Genomic DNA, 23,564 nt, shown 5'->3' with positions numbered 1-23,564 from the left:
TAAATCTAGCAAATAATTCATGAAATAAAACAAAAAGCCCGTTCCTTTTACCATAAGAAACGGGCTTTAATCCTTTTTACTCAATACCAATTACACCGTACTCATTACTTCTTAATTGCCTTTTCAAAAGCCGCTGTTCCGCCTACAATAGGAATGGAAATGCTGGTGCCGTCTAAGTCAACGGTGAGTTCGGTGCCTGGCGCTGGCCAAAGCGTAAACTCACGGTCGGAAGACATAATCATTACGCCAATTTGCTGTCCTGCAGCAATGATTTGATCGTCTGGCTGCAATTCAAAAGACATTTCGTAGAATTTACCCGGTACCAAAGGCTCACTTCCTCTTAATGATTTATAGTTCTGAGGGTCGGCCCAACCACGGGTAATGAGGTTGTCCGTAATTTTAGAATTTCTACCTTCTGTCCATGGCAAAGAAACCAACCAAACCGAAAGGTTAGCGGCCGGCTTACTGCTGGCTAGTTTAATTGAAACCTTCACCGTACCAGAAATATGCACTGGCGCAGTAAGCACTGGAGAAACGTATAACAACCTATGGTCGGTGATTTCGGCTTGCGCTAAAGTGGCGCCCGAGAAAGAATAGTTATCTACCAAAGTCTCTTTGCCTTGATTTGCCGAACGCTTAGTGCTAAGTCCACCCGCTTTAGGAGCACCTTTCGACAAATAGAATTGCACAGGTTTGGCTTCTGGATTTGGGTAATCGGCATAAGCAGTAGGCTTGTCCATTGCATCGCTTTCTCTCACTACCCAAGCCTTTGCATCATTTTCTACTTCATTTTCTACCCCATGTAAATAGCGAGTAAACCAACGGTTCATCATGCTCATTGGGGGAGGCCCACCATGTCCGCCTTGATGGTAGAATATTTGGCTTGGAATGCCTTTGGCCTTGGCCGCTTCATAAATACGTAAGCTATGCTCAGGTACCACGTTCCAATCGTTAAAACCATGCGACATCAGTAAAGCAGCCTTCATTGGTCCCATGTCATTCAAGTAATCACGGCCTGCCCAAAAGTCATTGTAATCGCCCGTGATTCTGTCCATGCCGTTCTTCATTTCCGTGTCTCTTACAGTCTTATTGTTATATGCACGTTTCGATTCATCACCGCTGTGAATAAAGTCATAAAGCACATCAATGTCTTCGCCTAAATAGCCACCCGGAGATCTGATCAAACCATTTGATCTATAATAATGGTAGTAGGAGGTGTTCGGTGCAATAGGGATAATGGCTTCTAAACCGTCAACGCCTGTGGTGGCTGCGGCCAATGGAATGGTTCCATTGTAGGAAGTACCCGTCATGCCCACCTTTCCAGTGCTCCAATAGGCTTTTACTTCTTCATTTCCATCTGGGCTGGTGTAGCCTTTTGCTCTACCGTTCAGCCAGTCGATCACTGCTTTGGGTGCTAATGATTCATTGTCGCCACCCACGGTAGGAGAGCCCTGAGAAAGGCCCGTGCCCGGAGAGGAAGAATGCACCACTATATAGCCGCGCGGTACCCAAGTTCTGATTTGAGAATTTGAAATGATTGGTCGCTCGCCTCTGCGCGTTACTGTAGGATTAACTCTTGCAGGTGGGGTGGCTCCCAATTCGTGTTTCACGTCCCATAAAACGCCATCAGCTAAAGAGGCAGTTCCTGCAAAATAAGGACTCGATTCGTAGACAATCGGCAATTTTAAACCTTCTGTATCGGTTTGGTACGGACGGGTAACATCTACATGCATACGGTCTGGTTTGCCATCTCCATCCGTGTCAAATTCAGTTTCAACCCAAAGGTCATGTCGAATCCATTTTTCAGGATCGTTGAAGGCGGGAACAATCTGTGTTTCGCCATTTTCGAATACAGGAACGGCCTTTTGTGCATTGGCCATTGGTAAAAAGCCCAAAAAGAGCAGCGCAAAACAAGCCGCTATATTCAGTACCGATGATTTTTTCATAAGCATTTCTTTAGTAGAATAGAATCAAATACGTCCAATTACTGAGACGATGACAGGAAGATAGACGAAGCCCGTCAATAAGGCAAGCTATATCCTTTATTTGGATTTGAAGGAGTTAAACCATACACTTTAGTGGTATTTACCTTATCCTTTAAAATATATACTGTACATGGACAGACAACAACTAACATATTGTATCACAATTGACGAAGTAAGAGCACGGTAAACGAATTACTGTTATTCTGTTTTGAAAGGATTGGTGTCAAATTAGGCTATCTCCCAACACAATTTCATATATGAACAGCTAGAGTTCTCGTATTTGAATGAAGATTAGATTCTTGATGTTTAACTCAATTGTTAGGGGGCCTTATTGTTTACTTTCTAACAATATTAAATTGGGTGATTTTTCTTTAGTATAGCAATTGAATTATTATCTTGAAGGGAAGATAAGGGGAACCTTATTATTGAGAACCTCCATAATGAAACCTAACCTGAACTATATAAAGCAATTGGCCAATGGTAATGCTACTTTTGAGAACAGAATACTCGGAGTATTGAAAAGAGAATTACCAGAAGAAATTGACGGTTTTAGGAATTCCATCAATTCGCTAGATTATGCTTTAGCCGCTATGTTGGTGCATAAAATAAAGCATAAAGTAAGTTTGTTAGGAATGGAAGACGGTTACAAGTTGACAGCAGATTTTGAAGATGAACTTCGTGAAGGGGCAAAATCATTACAAGATGATTTTGAGGGGTTATTGAAAATAATGACTACATTTTTAAATAGTATTAATACCGAAACAGAATGACCTGTATCATTATAGATGACGAAGAGACATCCAGAGTTATTCTGGATCAGTTATGTTCAGAAATTGAAGATCTGGATTTAATAGAAGCGTTTGATAATGCTATTGAAGCTATCAAATTCCTTAATAAGAATGATATAGATCTGATATTTCTTGATATACATATGCCTGGTTTCTCAGGTTTTGACTTTATCCAAACCCTGAAAAATCCACCAAAAATTGTTCTTACAACTTCAGATAAGGAGTTTGCTCTTGAAGCATTTGAGTATGAGAGTGTGATTGATTATCTAGTAAAACCTATATCAAGGGATAGACTGTTCAAGGCTGTTCAGAAAGCAAAATCATTTCAGTCGACCAAGGCAGTGGGTGGAACATCGGAATCATCAGATAATTCGACCACCTCTTCGAAAACGCTATATATTAATATAGATAGAACTCTCATCAAGATAGAAACTGATACCATTAACCTCATTGAGGCAGATGGAGACTACATTAATATAAAAACTCAAGAGAAAGATTATCGAGTACACTCCACACTCAGAAAAATCACTGAAAAACTACCTGATGATCCGTTCTTTCAAGTTCATAGGTCTTACATTATTAATTTAAGCCGAATTATAGATATTCAAGATAATACCATTCTTATTGCTAAAAGTGTTGTGCCAATAAGTCGCACAAAGCGCCCAGAACTAATGAGAAGGCTCAACCTGCTATAGATTGGCGCTTTTTAGTTACGATTACCGTTTTAAATGTTTAGTTAGAATAGTTTAGAGGCAGCCTCGCGAACGTTTATTTTTTAAAGGCTCATTCCCACAATTCACCGAAACTTAATTGCTGTTGACCTCCAATTAGCAATTCATGGAAATTGTTGCCCGTATGTTTGAACCATAATCATACAAGAAAAACAAATTTCTAATTAAACATTATTACTTATGAAAAAGACGAATTTATTCTTCGCAGCAATCTTGGCTTTCTTTGCTCAAACAGCTTTAGCTCAAGACAACAATGACACCAACATCGCTTCACATCAATTAGACGTGAATGTTCCTGAAGTAGCGCTCCTAGATATTTTTGACGCGAACACAGGTTTTGAGGCAGGAACCATTATTGCCGACATGACAAACATTACCTTAGTTGGAGCAAATGCTGAAGCTGGTTTATATGCTTTTGAAGCCATTAGTTATGAAAACCTATACCTTAATTACACTAGTGTAACAGGTGCCAGTGGATCTGGGTTTGATGTAACAAGACAAATCGATGTGCAGTTTGAGCCAGGAAGTACTTTCCCTGCTAGTCTAGATTTAAGAATTACTCCAGAGGCTCCTGTAATTGTTGCCAATGGTGGTAGTGCAGACTCTGCTGGATCAGTTACTGCTGGTGGTGTAGCTTTAGGCGCCACAACTCCAATTGGAACAGACGCGCTTTTAGTAAGCAGTATTGAAAGTGTTTACACTGGTGATGAAAACTACGGTGTAAAGCTATCTTACACCTTAGAGCAGAGTGGTAACTTTTCCTCTTACGAAGCAGGTTTATACCAAGCTACTATCAGGTATACTTTGTCTGATTTGTAAGAATCTTATCGCACAGACTTAAGACCCTGACTCTAATAAGACTCAGGGTCTTTTTTTATTACCTAATAGTGATGGTTAAGAACACAGTTTATTCACAGTTATCATAAAAGTCACTCATGTGCATTTCATCGATACTTAAGTGCAATCGGTCTATTTTTCAAAATAACTCATTAAAGAGATGATCAAATTTGATAATACAACAATCAGAAACAATGAAAAGCACGGATGAGAACCATACACTAATGAATCGAGATAATTCTGATCTGTTTGTAATAGATGCCAGGTTCACACCAGTAAATTCTCGTAAGACCAATAAAATAGATACCCCCAGTAGAGAAGAACTATTGGCTTCTAAAGAAATACAAAGAGTAGCCACCTTACAGAAAATGGCGCAAACGGGCTCTTGGGAAATAGCCTACAACGATAAAGGGGTGTCCATATCAGAATCTTTACAGTGGTCCGATCAGGTGTATAGAATATATGGCTACGAACCAAAGCAAGTAAAATTAAACTCTGAATTGTTTTACAGCCATGTGCATCCTGAAGATTTGGATGAAATGATTGGAGCAGTTGCCGAGAGCCTAGTGTTAAAGAAATCTTTTAACGTAGGTCATAGAATTATAGATAAAAACGGAAAGGTAAAGTATGTACAACAAAGTGGTGAGTTTGTGTTCGATAAAGGCCGAGCAATTAGTTTGATTGGTATTACCCAAGACCTTACCGAGAAAAAAACACAGTTACTTCAACTTCAAAGTACAAGGTCTAATCTGAAGAATATTCTAGAAAATGCAGAAACGGGTTATGTACTCATAAATGATGCTCTTGAGGTTATGACTTATAACCCTAAGGCTAATGAATTCTCTAAGATGCTCAATGGGGAAGAGCTCAAAAGTAACAAACCTCTTTTAGCCTTCATTCAAGAATGTAAAAAATCTAAGGCTCTGAGCGCTATTCAGCATGTATTGAATACAGGTACAACCTTCTGTGAAGAGTCTTGTTTTCGATTGCCAAATGGAGGACGAATTTGGCTAAAAGTACAGATGTCACTTATTCTAAACAGCCAAAGAGATGTGCTAGGTGTAACTATTGCTCTTTTAAATATCACTCAGGAGAAAAGATTGATTCTGGAAAAGGAAGCAATGAATAAGCGACTAACTCAAAGAAATGAGGTTTTGGAACAGTTTGCTTATATCGTCTCACATAACCTAAGAGCTCCCTTAGCTAATATTTTAGGGCTTTCTCAACTAATAACTCAACTTAATCCAGAGGATGATTTGTTTGACTCAACTACTCAAGGACTACATCAATCATCAGCCAATCTAGATCAGGTGGTAAAAGATCTTAATGCTATTCTGAAAATGCGTGATGAAATTAAAGAGGTGGAGGCTCAGGTAGATTTAGAGGAATTAGTACAGGAAGCTATTGATACTCTCGGTAGTCAGAATCAGCCTAATGTTCAATTCAAATTGGATTTTAACCAAACCAGAACGGTTAAGTGTGTTAAGGCTTATATGCTTAGCATATTCACCAATTTAATTGGCAATAGCATTAAGTATTCAAAGGAGAATTCAGATGTAGTCGTAGAGGTGAGTAGTTCAGTAAAAAGAGGTAAAGTGATTATCAATTTTAAGGATAATGGAATTGGTATAGATCTTAAAAAACACGGAGATAATATTTTCAAACTGTATAAACGATTTCATAACCATAAAGAAGGAAGAGGAATGGGTTTATACATGGTACACTCTCAGGTTTTGGCCTTGGGAGGAGAAATCAAAATAGATAGTGAAGTTGGTAAGGGTACATCTTTTACCATTGAATTACCAGCATAGTCGATAAACAAAAAAAATAATAACATGAAAAACGAAAATATATTCATAGTAATAGATGATGACCCAGTAAATAACTTTTTATCTAAGGTAATCATAAGGAAAGTACTACCAGAGGCCATTGTCTATGAATTTACTCAGCCTATCGAGGCCCTAGAATTTATTCAGTCCGACAATGAGTCACACGAGCTCATTACACTGTTTCTAGATATCAATATGCCAATTGTAGATGGCTGGGGCTTTTTAGAGCGCTTTAAACTTTTAGACGCTCACCTGATTGAGAAAATTGACATTTATATGTTGTCATCTTCCTTAGATGAAAGAGATAAGATTAAAGCAAAGTCATACAAGAGTGTACAAGACTATATACAGAAACCGCTTACTATGGAAGGCGTTGAATTGATAGCGTCAAAAGGGAAAGCTGCTTAAAGGAAATTCGTGTTGAGGTTAATTAGGTCTGGGTGGTGAGCTCAGGCCTTTTTTTATGCAATGGTCTATGTTTTCTGTAAACCTACCTAAACGTTTAAGCCTCTTAAGAGCTTAAAAGAAGGCTTTTCTCCATTCGTCTATACAAGTCTGCACTTTACCGAGCCTTCAGAAATAAACCGCTTTCAATACCGCATTTTTGACTTATAACAATAACAAAAAGCCAATAGCGATGAAAAAAATATTCCTAACACTAGTACTAATAGCTTCCTTAGCAAGCAGTGCATTTGCTTCGGTTACAATTATTAATGGCCTAACCCATATGTACAATGGAAATTCTGGCGATGTAATCGTAGGTGAAATAGTTTTAATCAATGGGTCAGACATAGAACAAAGAGTAAAGTTCTCCATTAACGAAGCTATTTTTTCATGCGGTGCCAATCGTGTTTTTACCGAGATGAACCCGCATCTACAATCATCAAGTGGGTGGATAGATAGTGGGGTAACTGAAAGGTTACTTCTACCCAGAGAGAGATATGTACACAAATTCAAAATCACAATCCCTAAAGACCAAGGTTTGAAAGGTTCATTCTGGAGTGTAATGATGGTATATGTAGAAAGACCAATAAAGGAGGAGATGCTGAACAATAGTATTGGCCTTAATACCAAAATAAGATATGCGGTTGGTCTTTTGACGAATGTAAATGGCTTTGATGAGCCAAACCTTGATTTTGAACAAGTTCAGCTTGATGAAAAAACAGGAAAAAGAGCATTGGGTATAAAAATGAAAAATGATGGTGCCTTTATAGAAGGTGTGAAGCTCTCTTTAGAGGTATATGATTCGAAAGGTAATAAGGTGAAGGTTTTAGAAACGGACCGTAACCTAGTTTTTCCTGGGGTATGTAAAGATTACATTATTGATATATCTGATTTACCAGAGGGAGAATACCAGTGCCTGCTACTGGCAGAAGCAAGAAAGGAGTATGTAGGTACTAATATATCTCTAACTCAGAAATAAGCTAGTAAGGATTTACAAAACCATTAAATCATAAAGTCATGTTGCATCCAACTCATACATATAATTCAAAAAAGTCTATAGTAGCACAAATAGTCGTTGCCTTTCATAGACTGGCTGTAAATGTGACTTTTTACATTTCTCTATTAATAACCGTTTTGCTTGCCACAGAACTGCAGGCTCAAGAGTCGGGAGTTCAGGTAGAGACAAAACAAAGTCAAGGGCTATTCAAGCCAGGCGGCAGACATTCATTGGCATTTGAGGTGCTGAACAATACAGGATCTACGATTCAATTATTTCCAGAATTAAACCTTCCTGAGGGTTGGAATTTAATTACCGCTGGTAATGATTTTAGCCTAGAAGATGGAGCATCCAAAATGGTTTTGGTAAGCTTTTATATTCCCTTCAGCGAATCGCCAGGAGAGAAGCGTGGAGGCTTCATATTAGTAAATAATAATGGGGAAGTGATAGCTTCTCAACAAGTTAAATTTATTGTAGAAGAGTTTCATAATGTTCAGATTAGAAATCTAACTGCCCCAGAAAATATACAGGCAGGAGAAGCCATTGAAGCTGTTTTTGAATTGAGAAATGAAGGGAATATTGTCGAACGTTTGAGTGTAAGAACTACCAATGAGTTACTGGATGATGAATTTTATGAGATTGCTCCAGACTCTACAGTGTTGGTTAGGGTAAAGGAAAAATCTAATGGTCAGGCCAATGGTATACAAATGATTAGCTGCGACTTGGAGCTTACTGTTGAGTCTACTGGCGAATCGAAAAAGGCGTATAGTACTACTAAGGTTTTTCCAACTAAAATAGCCAAGAAAGACGCTTATTTCCGTTTCCCAATTGAAGCAAGCGTTTATCATAATATATATAGCAATAATGAAGAGTATCAGAGCTCTCAATTCTATGAACTAAGAGGTAACGGTTATTTAGATTTAAAACAAGACCACCATCTGAACTTTATTGTCAGGGCACCAAATCAAAGTAACCTAACTAGGTTCGGAGTGAATGATCAGTACAGTCTTATTTACAGATATAAAGATAGCACTAGAGTGTTTATCGGAGATCACGTTTTTAATATCAATCGCTTAGGTTTTATGGGGCGCTTTGGCTTTGGAGCTAAAGTAGATCAGCGAATAGGTAAGTGGGAGTTAAGCGCTTTTTTTACCAAGCCAAGACTTTATGCTATCTCCGAAGAACCCATTTTTGGAGGTAAGGTAAACTACTGGCCTACTGATAAGCTCAACTTGGCTTTATCAATCACCAGTTCCAAAGAAATCGCTCAGTACTACAACTACACAGCAGTAAAAAGTGCTGGTGAGTCTGGTCAAATTATAGCGTTTTCCACTGACTATGAAGATGAAAAAACCAGTGTGCAAATGGAAGTGGCTACCAGTGTTTCTGCTAATGCAATGGACTATGCTGGTGATGTTAATATATCGCACAGAGAAGGCAGGTTGTCATATAGAGGAAACCTTACCCTTGCAGGTGAAGATTTTTTCGGAAGCTTGAGCAATAGTGTGCGCTACTCAAATAGCTTTAGCTACAATTTAAGTAAGCTCAATTTAAGCGTTGGCCAAGGCTATTCTAAGGTGCATGAGCGAAGGGATACAACACTTTACGGTATGCTCCCATATTTTGAAAATTACTTCGCAGGCATTGGTTTTAGATTGAATCAGTATCATTTTATTAATGTTCGGGCAGACTACAGGGCTAGAGAGGACAGAGGGGAAAGAACTGTTTTTAACTATCAAGAACGTGGGGTAGACTACCGCTATAAATACTCTAGAAATAGATGGGTGGTTAATTTTAATGGGCGAATAGCGCAAACCAGAAACCTATTGAGTGAAGACCGTGATCTCAGAAATACCTATGGCGAATTTTTGAATATTAACTACCGTGTTACTAGTGGGCTATCTCTTCGAGGGAACTTTAATCACAATAGAACCAATCGATACAACAGAACAAATGTACTCACAGATTACTACTTGTATGGTGGAGGTTTTAATGCCAAGGTAAGCCGAAAATTCAGGGTTGGAGCTAGTTATAACAGTGGTTTTAGTCCGGAGGAAACTTATAGAAAAAGGGACTTTGTGAATGCCAATGTATTGTGGAAAGTGGGCAAAAGGCACCAGTTGGAGGCAAGGGTGAATTATTATATGAACCCCAATACTGTAAATAGCAAAGAGTTGTTTGCCTTCTTAAAGTACACCTACCGATTTGGTGCACCGCTTAAGAAAGTACTTAAACAAGGAGGAATTAAGGGGAGAATTATTTCTAGAGATCCGAGTATAAAACTAAAGGGTATACAAGTAATAGCCTCAGGTAGCACTGTAAAATCAGATGCTCAGGGACGGTTTGAAGTAAACAATCTGCCAGTAGGTAATGGCTACATATTGGTAGATGAGTCCACACTGCCTAGCGATGTGGTGTTGATTTCAAAATTGCCATATGAAGTAAAGATTGAAGAAGGCCGTAGTACTGAATTGGTTCTGGAACTCACAAAAGCAGCAAATCTGGTAGGCAGACTCGCTCTGGAGGGAGGGGCAGACGGTAAAGATCTAAGTGCCTACCTAAAGCTAGAAAATGATGACAACACTTATTATGTGGAGTCAGATAAGAATGGTGCTTTTGCCTTCAAGAAAATTGTACCAGATTCTTACCGACTAAGTATAGTTAGAATGAAAGTAGAGAAAGAGTTAGAGTCTGTAGTTCAGGAAATGATTATAGATGCGAATGAGAGTGATAATCCTGTGGTATTCAACGTGAAGCCTAAAGAGAGAAAAATCACCATTAAGAAAAGTAATTTCAAAATTGGTAATTAAGATGAAAAGAATTGTAATAATACTAGTAATAGCCTTGTCAAGCTTTAATGCGGCTTTTGGGCAAGATGTCTTAGATGTATTGGGAGTAAACCTATTACTCTTTGGTGGTGACAGAAAGGCAATTAGTACCACTGTGGACATTCTGCCAGTTGCCATATTGGATGTAGAGCCAGAAGATGGAGCTCTTTTAAGTGGAGGGGTGGTAGAGCAAGAAGCGGGAATGCCAGTATTAACAGGCTTACCAGAGAATCTTTGGATCAACTTTACTTATAGAGCCTCTAACTTTCAACCCGCTAGAATTTATGTTTCCACAAACCAGCCGGTACCAGCCGGTATGGTGCTAAAGGTAGAGATAGTTCAGGTGGGGGCAAATGGTTCTTTCCCAAACAACCCTAGAGCTGGGGAGGTCATTTTAAGCCAAACTGAGCAAGTAATCGTCTACGACTTTGCCAATGGCTATACGGGAGATGGCGTTGGGAGCGGCTATAAGCTCAAGTACACTTTGGAAAACCCAAACTCACAATCTCTTCCAGTAGGTTTTCAAGTGATTTACAGAATTGGATAACAAACTAACACAACAGTTATGAAAAGATATATACTAATCATATTATTCCTTAACGCTTCGATATCTAAAGCGAGAAGTCAGATTTTACCTGGTACACTTAATGTTACAGGTGCTTCGAGTATTACACAAACTATTGACGATTTGGTAAAAGAAGCAGGTGAGGACGATAATGTCGTCAGCTTTGAATCAGAGATAGACACAAACGTTGTTTCTTATATTCTAGACCCATTATTAGATCCACTTACCTTAGGTTTGATCGATTCTGAAGCTACTTGTAGGGCTAATATTTTTCGTTTTTCAGTTTACATGCATACCAATAATGCTCCTCAGAATGTGGTAATAGAAGCTAAAACATTCTTTAATGCAGGAGATCGGTACCCTGGTCTTATTGCATATGATCTTTTGCTTTCACCTCTTCTTGGCCCCAGAAACTTATATCCTTGGAGAGGTGGTGGGTACATCGAACTTCCCAACTCGGGCAGGAGAGCTGTAAAAGTGTTTGAATTCATTGGTTGTAGAACAAACATACCGGTTCAGTTTAGGGTAAAAGCCAGTTCTTTAGCAGTTTCTGGTACCGAAAATTTCGAAATAGTTTATACCGTGCTTGGTAGTGTACTTTAAATATGAGCTTATGATTGGTGTTGAAATTCTTGAAAAACTAAGCCTAGAAGAGCTTGGTGTATTACAGAAAGAGGTTGAAATGGTGCTAATTAAAAAAAGGGCACATAAAACAAATAGTGTACAATACTCTCAGGTTTCGGAGCGGTGCAAAAAAGTACTACAGGAAAACAGTATAGAAACTTGGGATCAACTGGTTAGAAAGATAACTGAAGAAGATTTGCGTCAATTACGTCATTGTGGTGCCAAAACTGTCTTAGAAATCATAAATGAATTAGAAGAGAGAGGGTTGAAGTTAAGGCCTTGATTACCACGATTAATTTTTTTTGTCTTGCCTTAATAGAAACTACATTCATCGACACTTATCTGCAGTCTACCTAGGTTGGCCGTAATAGCCTATTTTTTGCGATTAAGTTTGATAAACCTTAAAAGCAAAAAGCCATGAAAAAGCTCTTAATTATAACATTACTATCAGTAATTATACTGCCTTGTTTTGCTCAATTTAATGATCAAAAAACTTGGTTATCCATCACTTTAGATAACAATCAGTATAACTCATTATTAAACCACCCGATAGAAAATGTTTTTAAGATAGACAACCCATCCTTTTCCATAGGAGTTGGTCATTATCTCAATAAATCCTTTAACCTTAATGCAGAAGTCTCGATGGGGAAAGTATTAGATTATACTAATAATACACAGGAGCTTATAGCCAACGACAGAGTTCGCTCAAACTTAGCTGCTTTTAGTTTGGCTGGAAGGTTTAAGTTTAATAACGGCCTCCTTTTAAAGGAAGAGTCTCGGCTTACTCCTTTTGTAGAAGTTGGATTAGGCTTGGCTTATTTTAATGAAAGTCTAATTGAAACAGACAATGGAGCTAGTGTTTCTATCCCTTTAGCAGCTGGTATGGCATATAGGTTTACTGACAATTTACAATTAGTGGCTAAGGTGGGTGAGAATAGAAATGCCAAAGCTACTTTTAAGAGGTTTTCTCTCGGCTTATCTTTTTCCGTTAGCAATAAGCCCGATTCCGATAAAGATGGTGTCTTGGATGAAAACGATGCTTGTCCGAATGAATATGGAGAAAAGGATAATTATGGATGTCCTTATCCAGATACTGATAGCAATGGTGTACTCGATAAAGATGATGAGTGTCCGCTAGAGGCTGGAGACATGAACGGCTGTCCAGACGATGATGGTGATGGTATAATCAATGTAGAAGATAAATGTCCAGAAATAGCTGGTTTGAAGGAGTTTGGAGGCTGTCCCGATACTGATGGAGACGGAATTGAAGATAGTCTAGACGCTTGCCCAGAGAAGGCAGGGATTGATGGAGGTTGCCCGCAGTTGGAGCTTCCAATTAAGATAGTTCACTTTAAGTTTGCTAGTGCTGAGGTAGAGAAGTTGTATCATGAAAAGCTGCTGTCGTTAGCTGAGCTAATGAAAGAAAACCCAGAGATTACACTCATCATTAGTGGGTTTACCGACAGTGTAGATAGTGATGTTATTAATACACGCCTGTCAGCCAAAAGAGCAGAAAGTGTTAAAATGTATCTAGTTAAGGCAGGAGTAGAGTCTTCGAGAATGTCAACCAACGGGTTTGGTGAAGGAAATCCGTTAGCAGATAACAGTTCAGTTGTAGGCAGAGCTAGAAATAGAAGAGTTGAGATACAATTTCAAAAGCAGGTAGAGGGTGTAGTTAAAAATTGAAGTCTCCTAACTTCGTTTATTAAACATACAAACTAGAGAGTAATTACACAGTGTCGGTGAAAACCATTCATCGACACTTAATTGCGTTTCGTCTATCAATAGTTGATTTTGAACAGACTAACTAAGCATATGACTCATATTTTTTGGTCATTAGACTTAGAATTTAACACTTCAACACTCTTAGAACTTATCAAAATGGCTCAAAAAGCAATGCCAAGCATCTTGTTTATAGAAGATGATATGATTGAACGAATGAAGTTCGATCGAACCGTTACTAAATTGGGTTTCACCAACAAAATTATAGAAGCAAGTAATGGTGAAGAGGCTCTTCATGTTTTAGAAGAAAAGGACATTGTACCTAATATAATATTTCTGGACTTAAATATGCCCAGGATTAGCGGACTTGAGTTTCTTCAAAAACTTAAATCAGACGAGAGGTTGAAATTTATTCCTACAATAGTTTTAACTACTTCAAACAACCATAGAGATGTGCTAGAGTGCTACCGTATGGGTATAGCTGGTTACATTCTTAAGCCCCTTAAATACGATGACTATGTAGATAAAATCGATAAGGTGCTATCTTATTGGAATATTAATCAATTAATAACGGTATGAAAGGGATTGTTTTTACTGAGTTTCTAGAAATGGTAGAAACCAAGTTTGGGCTTGAAATGGTGGATTATATTGTGGAGAGCTCAGACTTGAAGTCGAAAGGAGCTTATACCTCTATTGGCACATATGATTTTGTGGAAATGCTTCAGTTGATTGGTCATTTAAGTGAAAAAACTGCTATCCCGGCAGAAAAGCTCATTTACGAGTATGGCCTTTATTTCTTCGGCTACCTAGAAACAAATTATCCTCACATCTTCAAACAGTATAATAGTCCGGTGGCCTTTCTTCATTCTGTGGAAGGACATATTCACGTACAGGTGAGGAAGATATATCCTGATGCTGAGTTGCCGACCTTCGAAGTACGAGAGATAGGGCCAAACCAGATGGAAATGATCTATCATTCAAAGCGAGCGCTCTACAAGTTTGCCGAAGCATTAATAAGAAAGACCTTCGATCATTATCATGAAAAATGTGAAATAGAGCTGAAAATGATTCAGTCTAATGGAACTGAAGTAAAGTTTATGATTCAACATGACTGATAATAAGATACACTTATTAGAAAGGGCATTGGCCAGGGAAAAAGCAGCCCGAAACGAAGCGGAGAAGATTCTGGAAGAGAAATCACTTGAACTGTATGAGCTTCAGCAAAAACTCAAAATTGCCCAAGCATCTCTTCGAGAAAAACCTAAAGAGCTTGACTATAATCAAGGCAGGAAAAACTATTCAGGCCTAGCAGATGCTTATGTAAAAATAGACCTTAAGGGCAATGTGCTGGAAATGAACGATGCAGCGGTAGAACTTTTTGGTTATAACCCCAAAACAGAATTAATCAATGCTACGGACTTGGTGTATAGAGACGATTATCTCTACACAGCAAATGCCTTTAAAGAGCTGTTAAAACGAGGCACCTATACAGATTATGTTTCTAGAGTATATACCAGAGATGCCACATACAAACTAGTACATATTAATTCCAGCATTGTTTATGATGAACAGAATAATCCAATTGCTGCTGAAGGTATTGTGCGCGATATCACCGAAGAGTCGAAAGCCAGAAAGCTTATTGAATCACAAAGTGCTGAACTATACACCATTTTCAATAGCGCCCCTTTTGGTATAGTGCTCACCGAACAAGGCAAGATTATTAAGTCTAATGAGGCCTTTCAACGGATGACTGGTTATTCGGCCATAGAAGTGCAGCAGCTAAACAGTCTTCAGTTAATCAGGCAATCTGATATGGAAGAGGTGAAAAAACTGCAAGCCGATATGGAGTTGGGGCAGAAGGTGCACGCTGTTTTTACACAGTTGCTCAAGCGTAAAGGTGGCGGACTCATTAGGGTAAGGGTGAATGTTACCACCATTTTTGACGAGAATCGAAAACCTAAATATCGCCTTTCCATTTTGGAAGATATTACCGAAGAATCTAAGAAAAATGAGTTATTGGCAGAGCAACAAGAGCAGTTAGAAATAATCGTAAATAACTCTCCATTGGGAGTTGCATTATCTGACGCAGGTTCTCTTACCAAAGTAAATAAAGCCTTTTGCGATTTGATGGGGTATTCCGAAGAAGAACTTAAAACTATGGTTTTTCAAGATATTACCCACCCTGACGATGCTGAAGAGTCAAGCCATTATTTCAAGAGAATGATGTCAGGTGAGCTAAGTATGTTCACAGTGAAAAAAAGGTATTTAAAAAAGGATGGCCATATTCTGTATGCTAAAACAAGTGTGAGTGCAGTGCGTGATGCTAAAGGCGAAATTAAGTACCAAGTGGTTATGCTGGAGGATATTTCTGAGCAGGAGCGTGCCGAAAAACAAAAGCAGCAATTATTAGAGCAGCTGGAAAAAAGTAACCTAGAATTGAAGGAATATGCACATGTAGTATCACACGATTTAAAGTCGCCACTAAGAAGTATATCGGCTTTAGTAAGCTGGATTAAAGAAGATTGTAGTGATATAATTGAGCAAAAAGGGAGTAAGAACCTCGATTTGATTGAAGGTACGGTAGAACAAATGGAAAACCTGATTAATGGTATTCTTACCTATTCTGAAATAGAACGTTCTTCTGAAGAAGAAACGTCTGTTTCAATTCATAAAGTTGTTCAGAACATTATTGACTTAATATATATCCCACCACATATAAAGGTTGAAATTAAAAACAACTTGCCCACAGTTTTCGCCAATGAAATGCGCATTCAGCAGCTTTTTCAAAACCTGATAAGCAATGCTATTAACTACATAGATAAGCCAAAGGGTTTGGTAGAAATTAGTTGTAAAGAAACCTCAGATTATTATCTGTTTGCCATAAAGGACAATGGTATAGGTATTCCGGAGCGCTATCATAAAAAAATCTTCGGCATTTTTCAGTCGTTGGATTCTTCTCGTAAAAATGGATCAACGGGTATTGGCCTCAGTATAGTAAAAAAGATTGTAGAGCAATATAACGGTGAAATAAGCCTACAAAGTGAAGAGGGGCTGGGCACCACGTTTTATGTAAAACTTAAGAAAAACGGACATTAAATGTATATCAATACAATTCAAAGCGAAGAAGTGCTGGAAAAAATTCAGGCCAATTACCAAGGAAAAACGGTGGTGATTTCTGTGGCAGAAGCCACTTCAATTAGTCTTACAGATTTGATTGAAGCACTAAATGGGGCTGGTGTAGAATTTATTGGAGGCATATTTCCTAAAGTTATTTCAGCCAATAAGGTGTATGATGAGGGAATTGTGATTAGTGGTTTTTCTAATGTAAAACACACCTTTTTGGTTAAAGGTCTCGATGGTCTTGACTTTCAGCCAGAGGCTTTCGAGCTGGACGCATCCAAGCACTTTTTATTCACCTTTGCCGATGGCTTGACCCAGAATCTTTCGCTCTACCTCGAACGGCTTTATAATATTTACGGAGGTGATTTGGCTTATTTCGGTGCAGGAACAGGTAGCCTTTCTTTAAAACAAATCCCTTCGGTTTTTAATAAAGATGGCGTTTTTCAAGATGCAGCCGTTGGTTTGATTGCCTCTTCAAAAATGGCCTTAGGTGTGAAACACGGTTGGCAAAAGGTTTCTGGTCCATACATAGTCACCAAATCAGATAGAAACGTTATTCAACAGATCAATTGGCAAAATGCTTTTGATGTGTACAAGGCCATTGTTGAGGAGCATGGTAAAAAGGAAATTACACATGATAATTTCTTTGAGATCAGCAAAGCATATCCCTTTGGAATTCTGAAGGATAGCTCTGAATATGTGGTTAGAGACCCAATCGATGTAAACGAGAAGGGTGAATTGATTTGTATTGGAGAAGTGATTGAAAATACGGTAGTGGATATTCTCAATGGAGACGCTGAAACCTTGATTAATGCCGCGAAGGAAGCTGCTAAAGATGTGATGGGCAAAATTGAAAACCCCCAACATGCATATTTAAGTGATTGCATTTCGAGAGTGCTTTTTTTGGAAGAGGATTATGAAAGAGAACTAAAGGCTATTTCAAGCCAACTCAATGCAAGTGGTGAATGTATGCCTATAGAAGGTGCTCTTACTTTGGGAGAGATATCCTCCTTTGGTGATGGTTATCTACAGTTGTTTAATAAAACCGTGGTTGTAGGTTTATTCGAATAAACATGGATCAATTCAGTAAGAATGTAATGGACGTGTTACAGTTGTATGAGTTTTCCATGGCCATTGGAAGATCATTCGACTATAAAGAGAATTGCAATTCACTACTAAGGCTCATTATGGCCAGAAAAGACCTAAACTCTTGCTGGATTTACACCCAAAGAGAAGGAGAGTGCAAAATCACTTATTCAATACCGGAAAAACACCAACTAGAGGTAATGAATAGCGATAAATGCATAGTGAAGGAACTGCACGATAGAGGTGATAATTTCTCTTCACCTATTACTGATGATATTCAGAAAATTGCACCATTTCAGCTAAATGGTGGGGCAGTGGCTGTTTTTAATCTAAAAGATGAAGGGCTACTTTTTCTATACGGATCAAAGCGCGATGCCTTCCTGCAGATGGAAATCAATCAATTGTCTCCGATTATTGAGAAGTTTAGGGTTTCTCTTGAAGCTTCTGACGTGTTCCGAAAAAGAGAAATATTGCTGCATAATTTAGAGAAGCAAAACAAAGAATTGAGTGATTATGCACATGTGGTTTCACATGACTTAAAGTCTCCCATCAGGAACATTGAAACGCTTTTAACTTGGGTCAGGCAAGATTATGAAAACCTCATTGACGAAAAAGGAATAGAAACTTTTAGCCTTATAAGCGACAATCTGGAACGAATGGATAGCTTAATTGATGGCATACTTAAGTATTCAACAATTGACAAAGAAAACACAGGTAATCAAACAGTCGATTTATCTGATTTACTGGCCAAAACTATTTCTTCTATTAAGGTTCCAGCCCATGTTTCTATTGAAGTGGAAACTGAATTGCCAACCATTCAGGGTAATTTATTCACACTGCATCAGTTATTTCAGAACCTCATAGAAAATAGTATTAAGTACAGTGACAAGCCCTTCTGCCAAATAAGAGTTGGAGCCAGAAAGGTTGAAGAAGGTAATGAGTTCTATGTAAAGGATAATGGAATGGGCATTGAAGCGAAGTATTTCGATAAAATATTTCAGGTTTTTCAGAGCCTTGATGGCAATCAAAAATCTTCAGGTATAGGACTCTCTGTAGTGAAGAAAATAGTAGACTCCTACGGAGGGAAGGTTTGGCTGGAATCAGAAAAAGGCCTCGGTACGACTTTCTTTTTTACGCTGCCAGTAAATTAGGCTCCGATTCTTGTTATAAATCTATTGGGTGTATCGCACCTAGGTTTTGTTCCTCACATTATTGGCTCTGAGCTATTAATCAATTCTGCTCTATTTCTGAAGGTAGAACCTTTAACGATTTTCCGGAATTCAAAAAGTCTGTTAATAAATAAGTGCGCTCGAATAACTCTGTCCTATCCACAGATGATTGTAATTAACCGATAGACATGTGCTTTTCAACGATTATATCTTATCTTTGAAAAAAAAATATTATTATGAGAAAAGTCATGTCATTTCTGTTTGTAGTAGGTGTTTTAAGTGCTCAAAGTCTATTGGCTCAGAATAATTTCGCCTCGCATCAGTTCGTAGTTATTCTACCAGAATTGGCCACGTTAGAAATTCAAAATCAATCAAATATTACTCAAGAAAATTTACATGGAGTTTCTTTAAGTTACACTGGGTCAGTAATGTTGAGAGATGACTTTAACAAAGTTAGGAACCTTCAGGTAGAAGTTAAACCAAATAGAACATCACCAACAAACCAGTATTTGGAAATGGCTTTAACGGATAACTCTAAGAACTCAGGTATACTTCATGATAATCAAAAGATTAAAATAGGTAGCCCTGTTGATTTTGCATTATTTCCTTTAGGTTCTGAAGGAGAGTTGCAGAAATCGGAGATTAACTTTTCTTACAAGCTATTAGAGGAGTCTGAGGAACTTAATGCCTCAGGTACCTTTGATGTAGTATATACACTTTCAGATATTTAAATCCAGAAGCATATTTATAAAATGAATACGCTTCTGGATTTAACGTTATAGAAATTGTTTTACTCCACTACTAGTATTAGCTTGCTTTTTAAGACAGTACCTAAGACCAGTGTAGATTTAAACTTTTGAATACAGTTTTTGAGCGTGTTGTATATCCGTTTGACCGCCCTCATCAATCAATAGGAAGTAATCCAATTGCCATTGCTGCGTTTTGAGGGCTTGTTTGCTCGTGGGCTTGTCCCATAAAGGGTACACCCGAATGGCCCTTTTTCCTTCTTTGGAAGCAGTGGAGAAAACGCCTTTTTCAATCAATACTTTTTTGGGGAAAATGAACTGGCCAATTTGATTTTCAGAACGCACATTAACGACTACAAAATCGATTTGGTCCGAAGTATCAAAAGGCTGGATTGGGCCATTGTTCAATCGTTTCCAAAGCGTAACAAACTGCCCAATTTTAGTAGGGGTGACCTTCGCATTTCTACTCACAATCTGTAAACCATTAAGCAGGAATGTGCAGGCTCCATATTCTTGGCTTTCTTTTTCTGCTTCAAAGTTGGTGAGTTCAAAACCCAAAGGTTTGTAGATATTGTCTTTAATGGTTTTGAGGTTTGGAATGGGCATTTGATTGAAATAAAGATATTGACTCGGTAATTTCAGTCTGTCCCGAACTTGTTTCGGGAAGACTCCTAGGTAGTTGTGCCTTTGCCGGAGCTGCAGCATAAACATCTAAGGCCTGCTGGCAGACTGGTGCGCACATCGATAGTTATAACTGGCGAGGTAGTCTATTCAATTAGCATTTCGTTATTTTTTTTCCAACCTTTTAAATCCATAGAAAATCAGACCGCAACAGATCAATAAGCCAAGAATCGCTGGTATCAATATTGATTTTCCCGACTCACCCGCATTTTGAATACTCCACACCATTTTACCTGTGGCCATAAGAACAACAACCGCAATACCTATTGTTACACTTCGTTTCCAAAAAGCCAATCCTAAAGCAATAAATGAAATAGGGATTGTTAAGGTCAGTAGTTGTTTACTCATGTTCCATTCACCGTACAGATACGCTTTCTCAAATTCTAAAAAATCCATTACGCTTTCACTCGCAATTTCCGGCTTGGGAAACCAAAACATACTTGTGAACAAGGCAAAAATCGAAATCATCATTCCGGCAAAGCTTTTTTTATAAGCGAAATAACAAAATGGTAGTAAAAATAATGGTCTGAGGTACCAACTCCATTGATTATGGTGTCGTTCAAAAACCCAATCAAAGAAAGGTTTGTGAGTCATTGAAATTATGATGAAGGTAATCGTCAGGATTAAAAATATACCTCCCACTAAGAAGTCTTTATTTCTACCTTTCATATGTTTTATTTAATAAACCACAACGGTTTGTATTTGAGCAGTGTCCCGTAGGGCAAGATTACTACTTAAAAACGCAACCTCAAATTCAATGAACCGCCAAGTACAGCCTGTCCCGAACTCGTTTCGGGAAGACCCGTACGGCAGGTGGTGTGTCCCGAAGTATCGGGAGGCGCACCGTGGGCTTATGGCTCACGGCCGTCTACTCGATTGCCGGTAGTTATTGTTTACACCAATCCTCTTTTTCTTAAGTCGTCTAAAAGAGTCCTGATGATTCCTTTCAAACGATGTGGCATTGAACTATGTGTCCCTCTTATTCTTCTTAATTCATTGTCCCCGTACTGGAACGTGATTGTTAAACGCCAGCCGTCTTCGGAACCATAATAGTCTGTCGTGTCGATATTTTTAATATTTGACCATTTAAACAAGCTGTCAATTCGGTGTTTTGCTTCAACGTCAACTGAATAACTCTTTATCCCTTGAAATTTACTGTTTTCAAGTCCTTTAAATTCTGTATTTCCTTTGTCGTCCATTGTTAGGTAAAACTCTGGGCATTCACCAAAGCATTCTCCACCTTGAAGAGTAATTCTTTGAAACCTTAGGTCTTTGTCAAATTCGAGAGCTCGATTGTAGTATCTTAATGTGTCGGTGTAACCTAAAAGCATTAATGAGTCCTTCGTTAATTTTATTATTTGAAAATTCGTTGAGTCTTCGTCAAATATTTGAATTTCATTCCCATTCACTGAATATCTTCCCTCATAAGTTAACCAAAGGTCAGAAATTGTTATCAACGTGTCTTTTCGAAATCTTAGTCCAATGTATCTTGGGTCAAAGTCGAAATAATTGGAGGAATCACGAACAAAAATCCAATCTGCTTCAAGCCATTTTTTCTCGTCAGTCTTTGTCGATGTACACGAAATGACTATCAGAAGTCCGCAAATTAGTTGGGTAAACTTTGTCATAATTACAGCCAACGACAAGCTAAGCACAGTCGGCTTAGCCTTTTAAATATCTCAAAAGTATCGGTTTCAGATGCTCTTTGCAAGTAACTAAGTAAGTCGATTGGGCTTAGCGCCTGTTGGAGGTAGTTATTCGTACCTCCTTTGGATTTCATCGTAAATATTTTTGTTGTTGTAGTACAGTCCTCTTGATTCGTTGGTAGGTTTCAGGAGTTGACCAATGAAATACTTCTGGAAGAATTCTTCATGTTCGGATTTATTAACTTTCTCAACTGCTCTTAGATCATCCTCATCCACACCAGAAAAGAGGCTCCCTGTTACCGAACCCGTTAAAAAATTGTCCAGTCGTATTATCGTTTTATCATCCTGTTCAGTAATGTTCGCAAGTACGAACATATCAGCTCTGATATCAGGAACATAGTAGTACAAATAGAATAAGGAATCGACAAGATTGAGTTCAATCGTATCGCTTAATAGATATCCTGGTTGAAGTTTTCCGAAAAACTCTGTCTTATCCAATTCAAGTGTATAGGTTTTATTAGATCCAATTCCGAGTTCGGCACTTTGCTTAGGAAGTGTTGTTGCAACAAATGAAAAAACGGCAACTGCTCCAATTACAGTTCCGGTCGGAATTATGATTCTCCTTCTTAGGCGTGCAATTTGGCTCTTGAAATATATGAACGAGAATGGCATAACTGAAAAAGCAAGGAAATCAGTTGGATCTACAGTTCGACCAACGTGAATTGCAGAGTTGTTAAGAAAGTTAATTAGCCCTTGAGATATGGAAGAGTTCCAATAGCCAAATATTAAAATAGTCAAACCATAAATGATCCTGGTATATTTCGGAAACAATGCAGAAAAGAAGATTGGAAAGATGAAAAGCCCTGTAAAATCGGATAGTTTTCCAGTTAGCACGTTCGAATATTCGTACTTGAGAACGAAATCGTTCAGTAGAAGAATTGCTAGTCCTAAGAGGAATAAGGGAGACCTTAAAATATCTATTCGTGAATTTGCTCTCATGCAGTCAATTACCTCCAACGACCCGGCTAAGAAACGTAAGGCTTTCGAAGCGATTACCTGTCCACCGAAACCGAAGTTTACTAAATGTACGAACCTTTCTGAAAGCCTTACTTGGCCTATGTTTTCTTAGCCATTGTTGGGTGGCGTTTTTTTCTTTTTAATAATCATTTATAGTGTTCGTCCACGACTGTTCAGTTGAAAAATCAAGTTGTCCCCTAAAAACAAAGTCGTAAATATCAGATTCAATTGTCCAAACATTTTTATTGTTACGCGTAAATGTTATTTTCTCTTCCTTGTCTAATGGGTTTATTCCATAGTCTGGAGAAAAAGCAATTAGTTGCTGAAAAAGTCTTGAATTAGAAGGATTCTCTGGTGTCACTAAATTATCTAAAGTGTCGAGTTCTATGAGTAGAGATTTAGTACTGTATAAGTCCGTCAATTCCTTTCCTTCCTTGAATACTGGATTTTTCTCAGTCGTTACGATGAAGACTTGATTGTGTCCTTCTGCAATTTTGTATTCATTCTCAACAGTATCAATGTCAAGAGTGGAATTTTCGAATGTTTTAAAGGTTGTATTGATTTCCCAATGGTCAACATAGTCGCTAATATTCATGTCGTCCGATTGGTTACAACTTGTAAAAAGAAGTATCAAGGTTGTCGCTAATACTAATAGATTCTTCATTGTCTTTTTAATGCCACCCAACGGTTTGTATATGAAACGTAGCGTGTAAAAAGACGCTTTCCTTTCGGATTATACACAAGCCGAA

At 38.2% G+C, this 23,564-nt stretch carries 23 protein-coding genes; 17 read left to right on the top strand and 6 right to left on the bottom strand.

The window, feature by feature from the left end:
- Positions 1–104: 104 nt before the first annotated feature.
- Positions 105–1,946: a Xaa-Pro dipeptidyl-peptidase gene (locus MB14_RS13450; RefSeq protein ID WP_062592767.1), complete on the bottom strand. Its 1,842-nt coding sequence runs from the start codon at positions 1,944–1,946 to the stop codon at positions 105–107.
- A 479-nt stretch (positions 1,947–2,425) separates the two neighbouring features.
- On the opposite strand from MB14_RS13450, the gene MB14_RS13445 reads away from it, so the two are divergent.
- The 17 genes from MB14_RS13445 (at position 2,426) to MB14_RS13365 (ending at position 19,456) form a co-directional block, all read left to right on the top strand.
- Positions 2,426–2,755: an Hpt domain-containing protein gene (locus MB14_RS13445; RefSeq protein WP_062592406.1), complete on the top strand. Its 330-nt coding sequence runs from the start codon at positions 2,426–2,428 to the stop codon at positions 2,753–2,755.
- Positions 2,752–3,468, top strand: coding sequence for a LytR/AlgR family response regulator transcription factor (locus MB14_RS13440; protein WP_062592405.1), 717 nt, complete (start codon positions 2,752–2,754; stop codon positions 3,466–3,468). Before MB14_RS13445 ends, MB14_RS13440 begins: the two co-directional genes overlap by 4 nt.
- 216 nt (positions 3,469–3,684) lie before the next feature.
- Positions 3,685–4,323, top strand: a complete 639-nt coding sequence (locus tag MB14_RS13435; protein WP_062592403.1) for a hypothetical protein — start codon at positions 3,685–3,687, stop codon at positions 4,321–4,323.
- A 212-nt stretch (positions 4,324–4,535) separates the two neighbouring features.
- On the top strand, positions 4,536–6,152 hold the full coding sequence (locus MB14_RS13430; RefSeq protein WP_062592401.1) for a PAS domain-containing sensor histidine kinase: 1,617 nt from the start codon (positions 4,536–4,538) through the stop codon (positions 6,150–6,152).
- 24 nt (positions 6,153–6,176) lie between these two features.
- On the top strand, positions 6,177–6,578 hold the full coding sequence (locus MB14_RS13425; RefSeq protein ID WP_062592399.1) for a response regulator: 402 nt from the start codon (positions 6,177–6,179) through the stop codon (positions 6,576–6,578).
- A 229-nt stretch (positions 6,579–6,807) separates the two neighbouring features.
- On the top strand, positions 6,808–7,593 hold the full coding sequence (locus MB14_RS13420; protein ID WP_062592397.1) for a hypothetical protein: 786 nt from the start codon (positions 6,808–6,810) through the stop codon (positions 7,591–7,593).
- 38 nt (positions 7,594–7,631) lie between these two features.
- Positions 7,632–10,421, top strand: a complete 2,790-nt coding sequence (locus MB14_RS13415) for a porin family protein (protein ID WP_062592396.1) — start codon at positions 7,632–7,634, stop codon at positions 10,419–10,421.
- A gap of 1 nt (position 10,422) precedes the next feature.
- Positions 10,423–10,986, top strand: a complete 564-nt coding sequence (locus MB14_RS13410) for a hypothetical protein (RefSeq protein WP_062592394.1) — start codon at positions 10,423–10,425, stop codon at positions 10,984–10,986.
- A gap of 18 nt (positions 10,987–11,004) precedes the next feature.
- Positions 11,005–11,607 (top strand): hypothetical protein, encoded by a 603-nt coding sequence (locus MB14_RS13405; protein WP_062592392.1) that lies wholly within the window; start codon positions 11,005–11,007, stop codon positions 11,605–11,607.
- 10 nt (positions 11,608–11,617) lie between these two features.
- Complete coding sequence (locus MB14_RS13400) at positions 11,618–11,911, top strand: DNA-directed RNA polymerase subunit alpha C-terminal domain-containing protein (RefSeq protein WP_062592390.1); 294 nt, start codon at positions 11,618–11,620, stop codon at positions 11,909–11,911.
- A 134-nt stretch (positions 11,912–12,045) separates the two neighbouring features.
- Positions 12,046–13,314: an OmpA family protein gene (locus MB14_RS13395; RefSeq protein ID WP_062592388.1), complete on the top strand. Its 1,269-nt coding sequence runs from the start codon at positions 12,046–12,048 to the stop codon at positions 13,312–13,314.
- A 195-nt stretch (positions 13,315–13,509) separates the two neighbouring features.
- Positions 13,510–13,929 (top strand): response regulator, encoded by a 420-nt coding sequence (locus MB14_RS13390; protein ID WP_062592765.1) that lies wholly within the window; start codon positions 13,510–13,512, stop codon positions 13,927–13,929.
- Positions 13,926–14,465, top strand: a complete 540-nt coding sequence (locus tag MB14_RS13385; RefSeq protein WP_062592386.1) for a heme NO-binding domain-containing protein — start codon at positions 13,926–13,928, stop codon at positions 14,463–14,465. Before MB14_RS13390 ends, MB14_RS13385 begins: the two co-directional genes overlap by 4 nt.
- A complete protein-coding gene (locus tag MB14_RS13380; protein WP_062592384.1) occupies positions 14,458–16,446 on the top strand; it encodes a PAS domain-containing sensor histidine kinase in 1,989 nt (662 codons plus the stop codon). Before MB14_RS13385 ends, MB14_RS13380 begins: the two co-directional genes overlap by 8 nt.
- Positions 16,447–17,541: an FIST signal transduction protein gene (locus MB14_RS13375; protein WP_062592382.1), complete on the top strand. Its 1,095-nt coding sequence runs from the start codon at positions 16,447–16,449 to the stop codon at positions 17,539–17,541.
- Positions 17,542–17,543: 2 nt separating this feature from the next.
- Positions 17,544–18,707, top strand: coding sequence for a sensor histidine kinase (locus MB14_RS13370; RefSeq protein WP_062592380.1), 1,164 nt, complete (start codon positions 17,544–17,546; stop codon positions 18,705–18,707).
- A 254-nt stretch (positions 18,708–18,961) separates the two neighbouring features.
- On the top strand, positions 18,962–19,456 hold the full coding sequence (locus MB14_RS13365; RefSeq protein WP_132643984.1) for a hypothetical protein: 495 nt from the start codon (positions 18,962–18,964) through the stop codon (positions 19,454–19,456).
- A 117-nt stretch (positions 19,457–19,573) separates the two neighbouring features.
- Here MB14_RS13365 and MB14_RS13360 read toward each other — a convergent pair whose 3' ends face one another.
- The 5 genes from MB14_RS13360 to MB14_RS13335 all read right to left on the bottom strand — a co-directional run bounded on the left by MB14_RS13360 (position 19,574) and on the right by MB14_RS13335 (position 23,479).
- On the bottom strand, positions 19,574–20,077 hold the full coding sequence (locus MB14_RS13360) for a MepB family protein (protein WP_062592375.1): 504 nt from the start codon (positions 20,075–20,077) through the stop codon (positions 19,574–19,576).
- Between the two features lie 180 nt (positions 20,078–20,257).
- A complete protein-coding gene (locus tag MB14_RS13355; RefSeq protein WP_062592373.1) occupies positions 20,258–20,821 on the bottom strand; it encodes a hypothetical protein in 564 nt (187 codons plus the stop codon).
- 224 nt (positions 20,822–21,045) lie between these two features.
- The gene (locus MB14_RS13350; RefSeq protein WP_132643985.1) at positions 21,046–21,780 is read right to left on the bottom strand and encodes a DUF6438 domain-containing protein; all 735 of its coding nucleotides are present in this window, start codon (positions 21,778–21,780) and stop codon (positions 21,046–21,048) included.
- Positions 21,781–21,906: 126 nt separating this feature from the next.
- On the bottom strand, positions 21,907–22,797 hold the full coding sequence (locus MB14_RS13345; RefSeq protein ID WP_132643986.1) for a hypothetical protein: 891 nt from the start codon (positions 22,795–22,797) through the stop codon (positions 21,907–21,909).
- 157 nt (positions 22,798–22,954) lie between these two features.
- A complete protein-coding gene (locus MB14_RS13335) occupies positions 22,955–23,479 on the bottom strand; it encodes a hypothetical protein (RefSeq protein ID WP_132643987.1) in 525 nt (174 codons plus the stop codon).
- Positions 23,480–23,564: the final 85 nt, after the last annotated feature.

Origin of the sequence: Roseivirga ehrenbergii (genome assembly GCF_001593005.1) — a bacterium.
In the GTDB taxonomy this organism is placed as follows: Bacteria; Bacteroidota; Bacteroidia; order Cytophagales; family Cyclobacteriaceae; genus Roseivirga; species Roseivirga ehrenbergii.
This window is presented reverse-complemented; position numbering and strand designations above follow the sequence as displayed.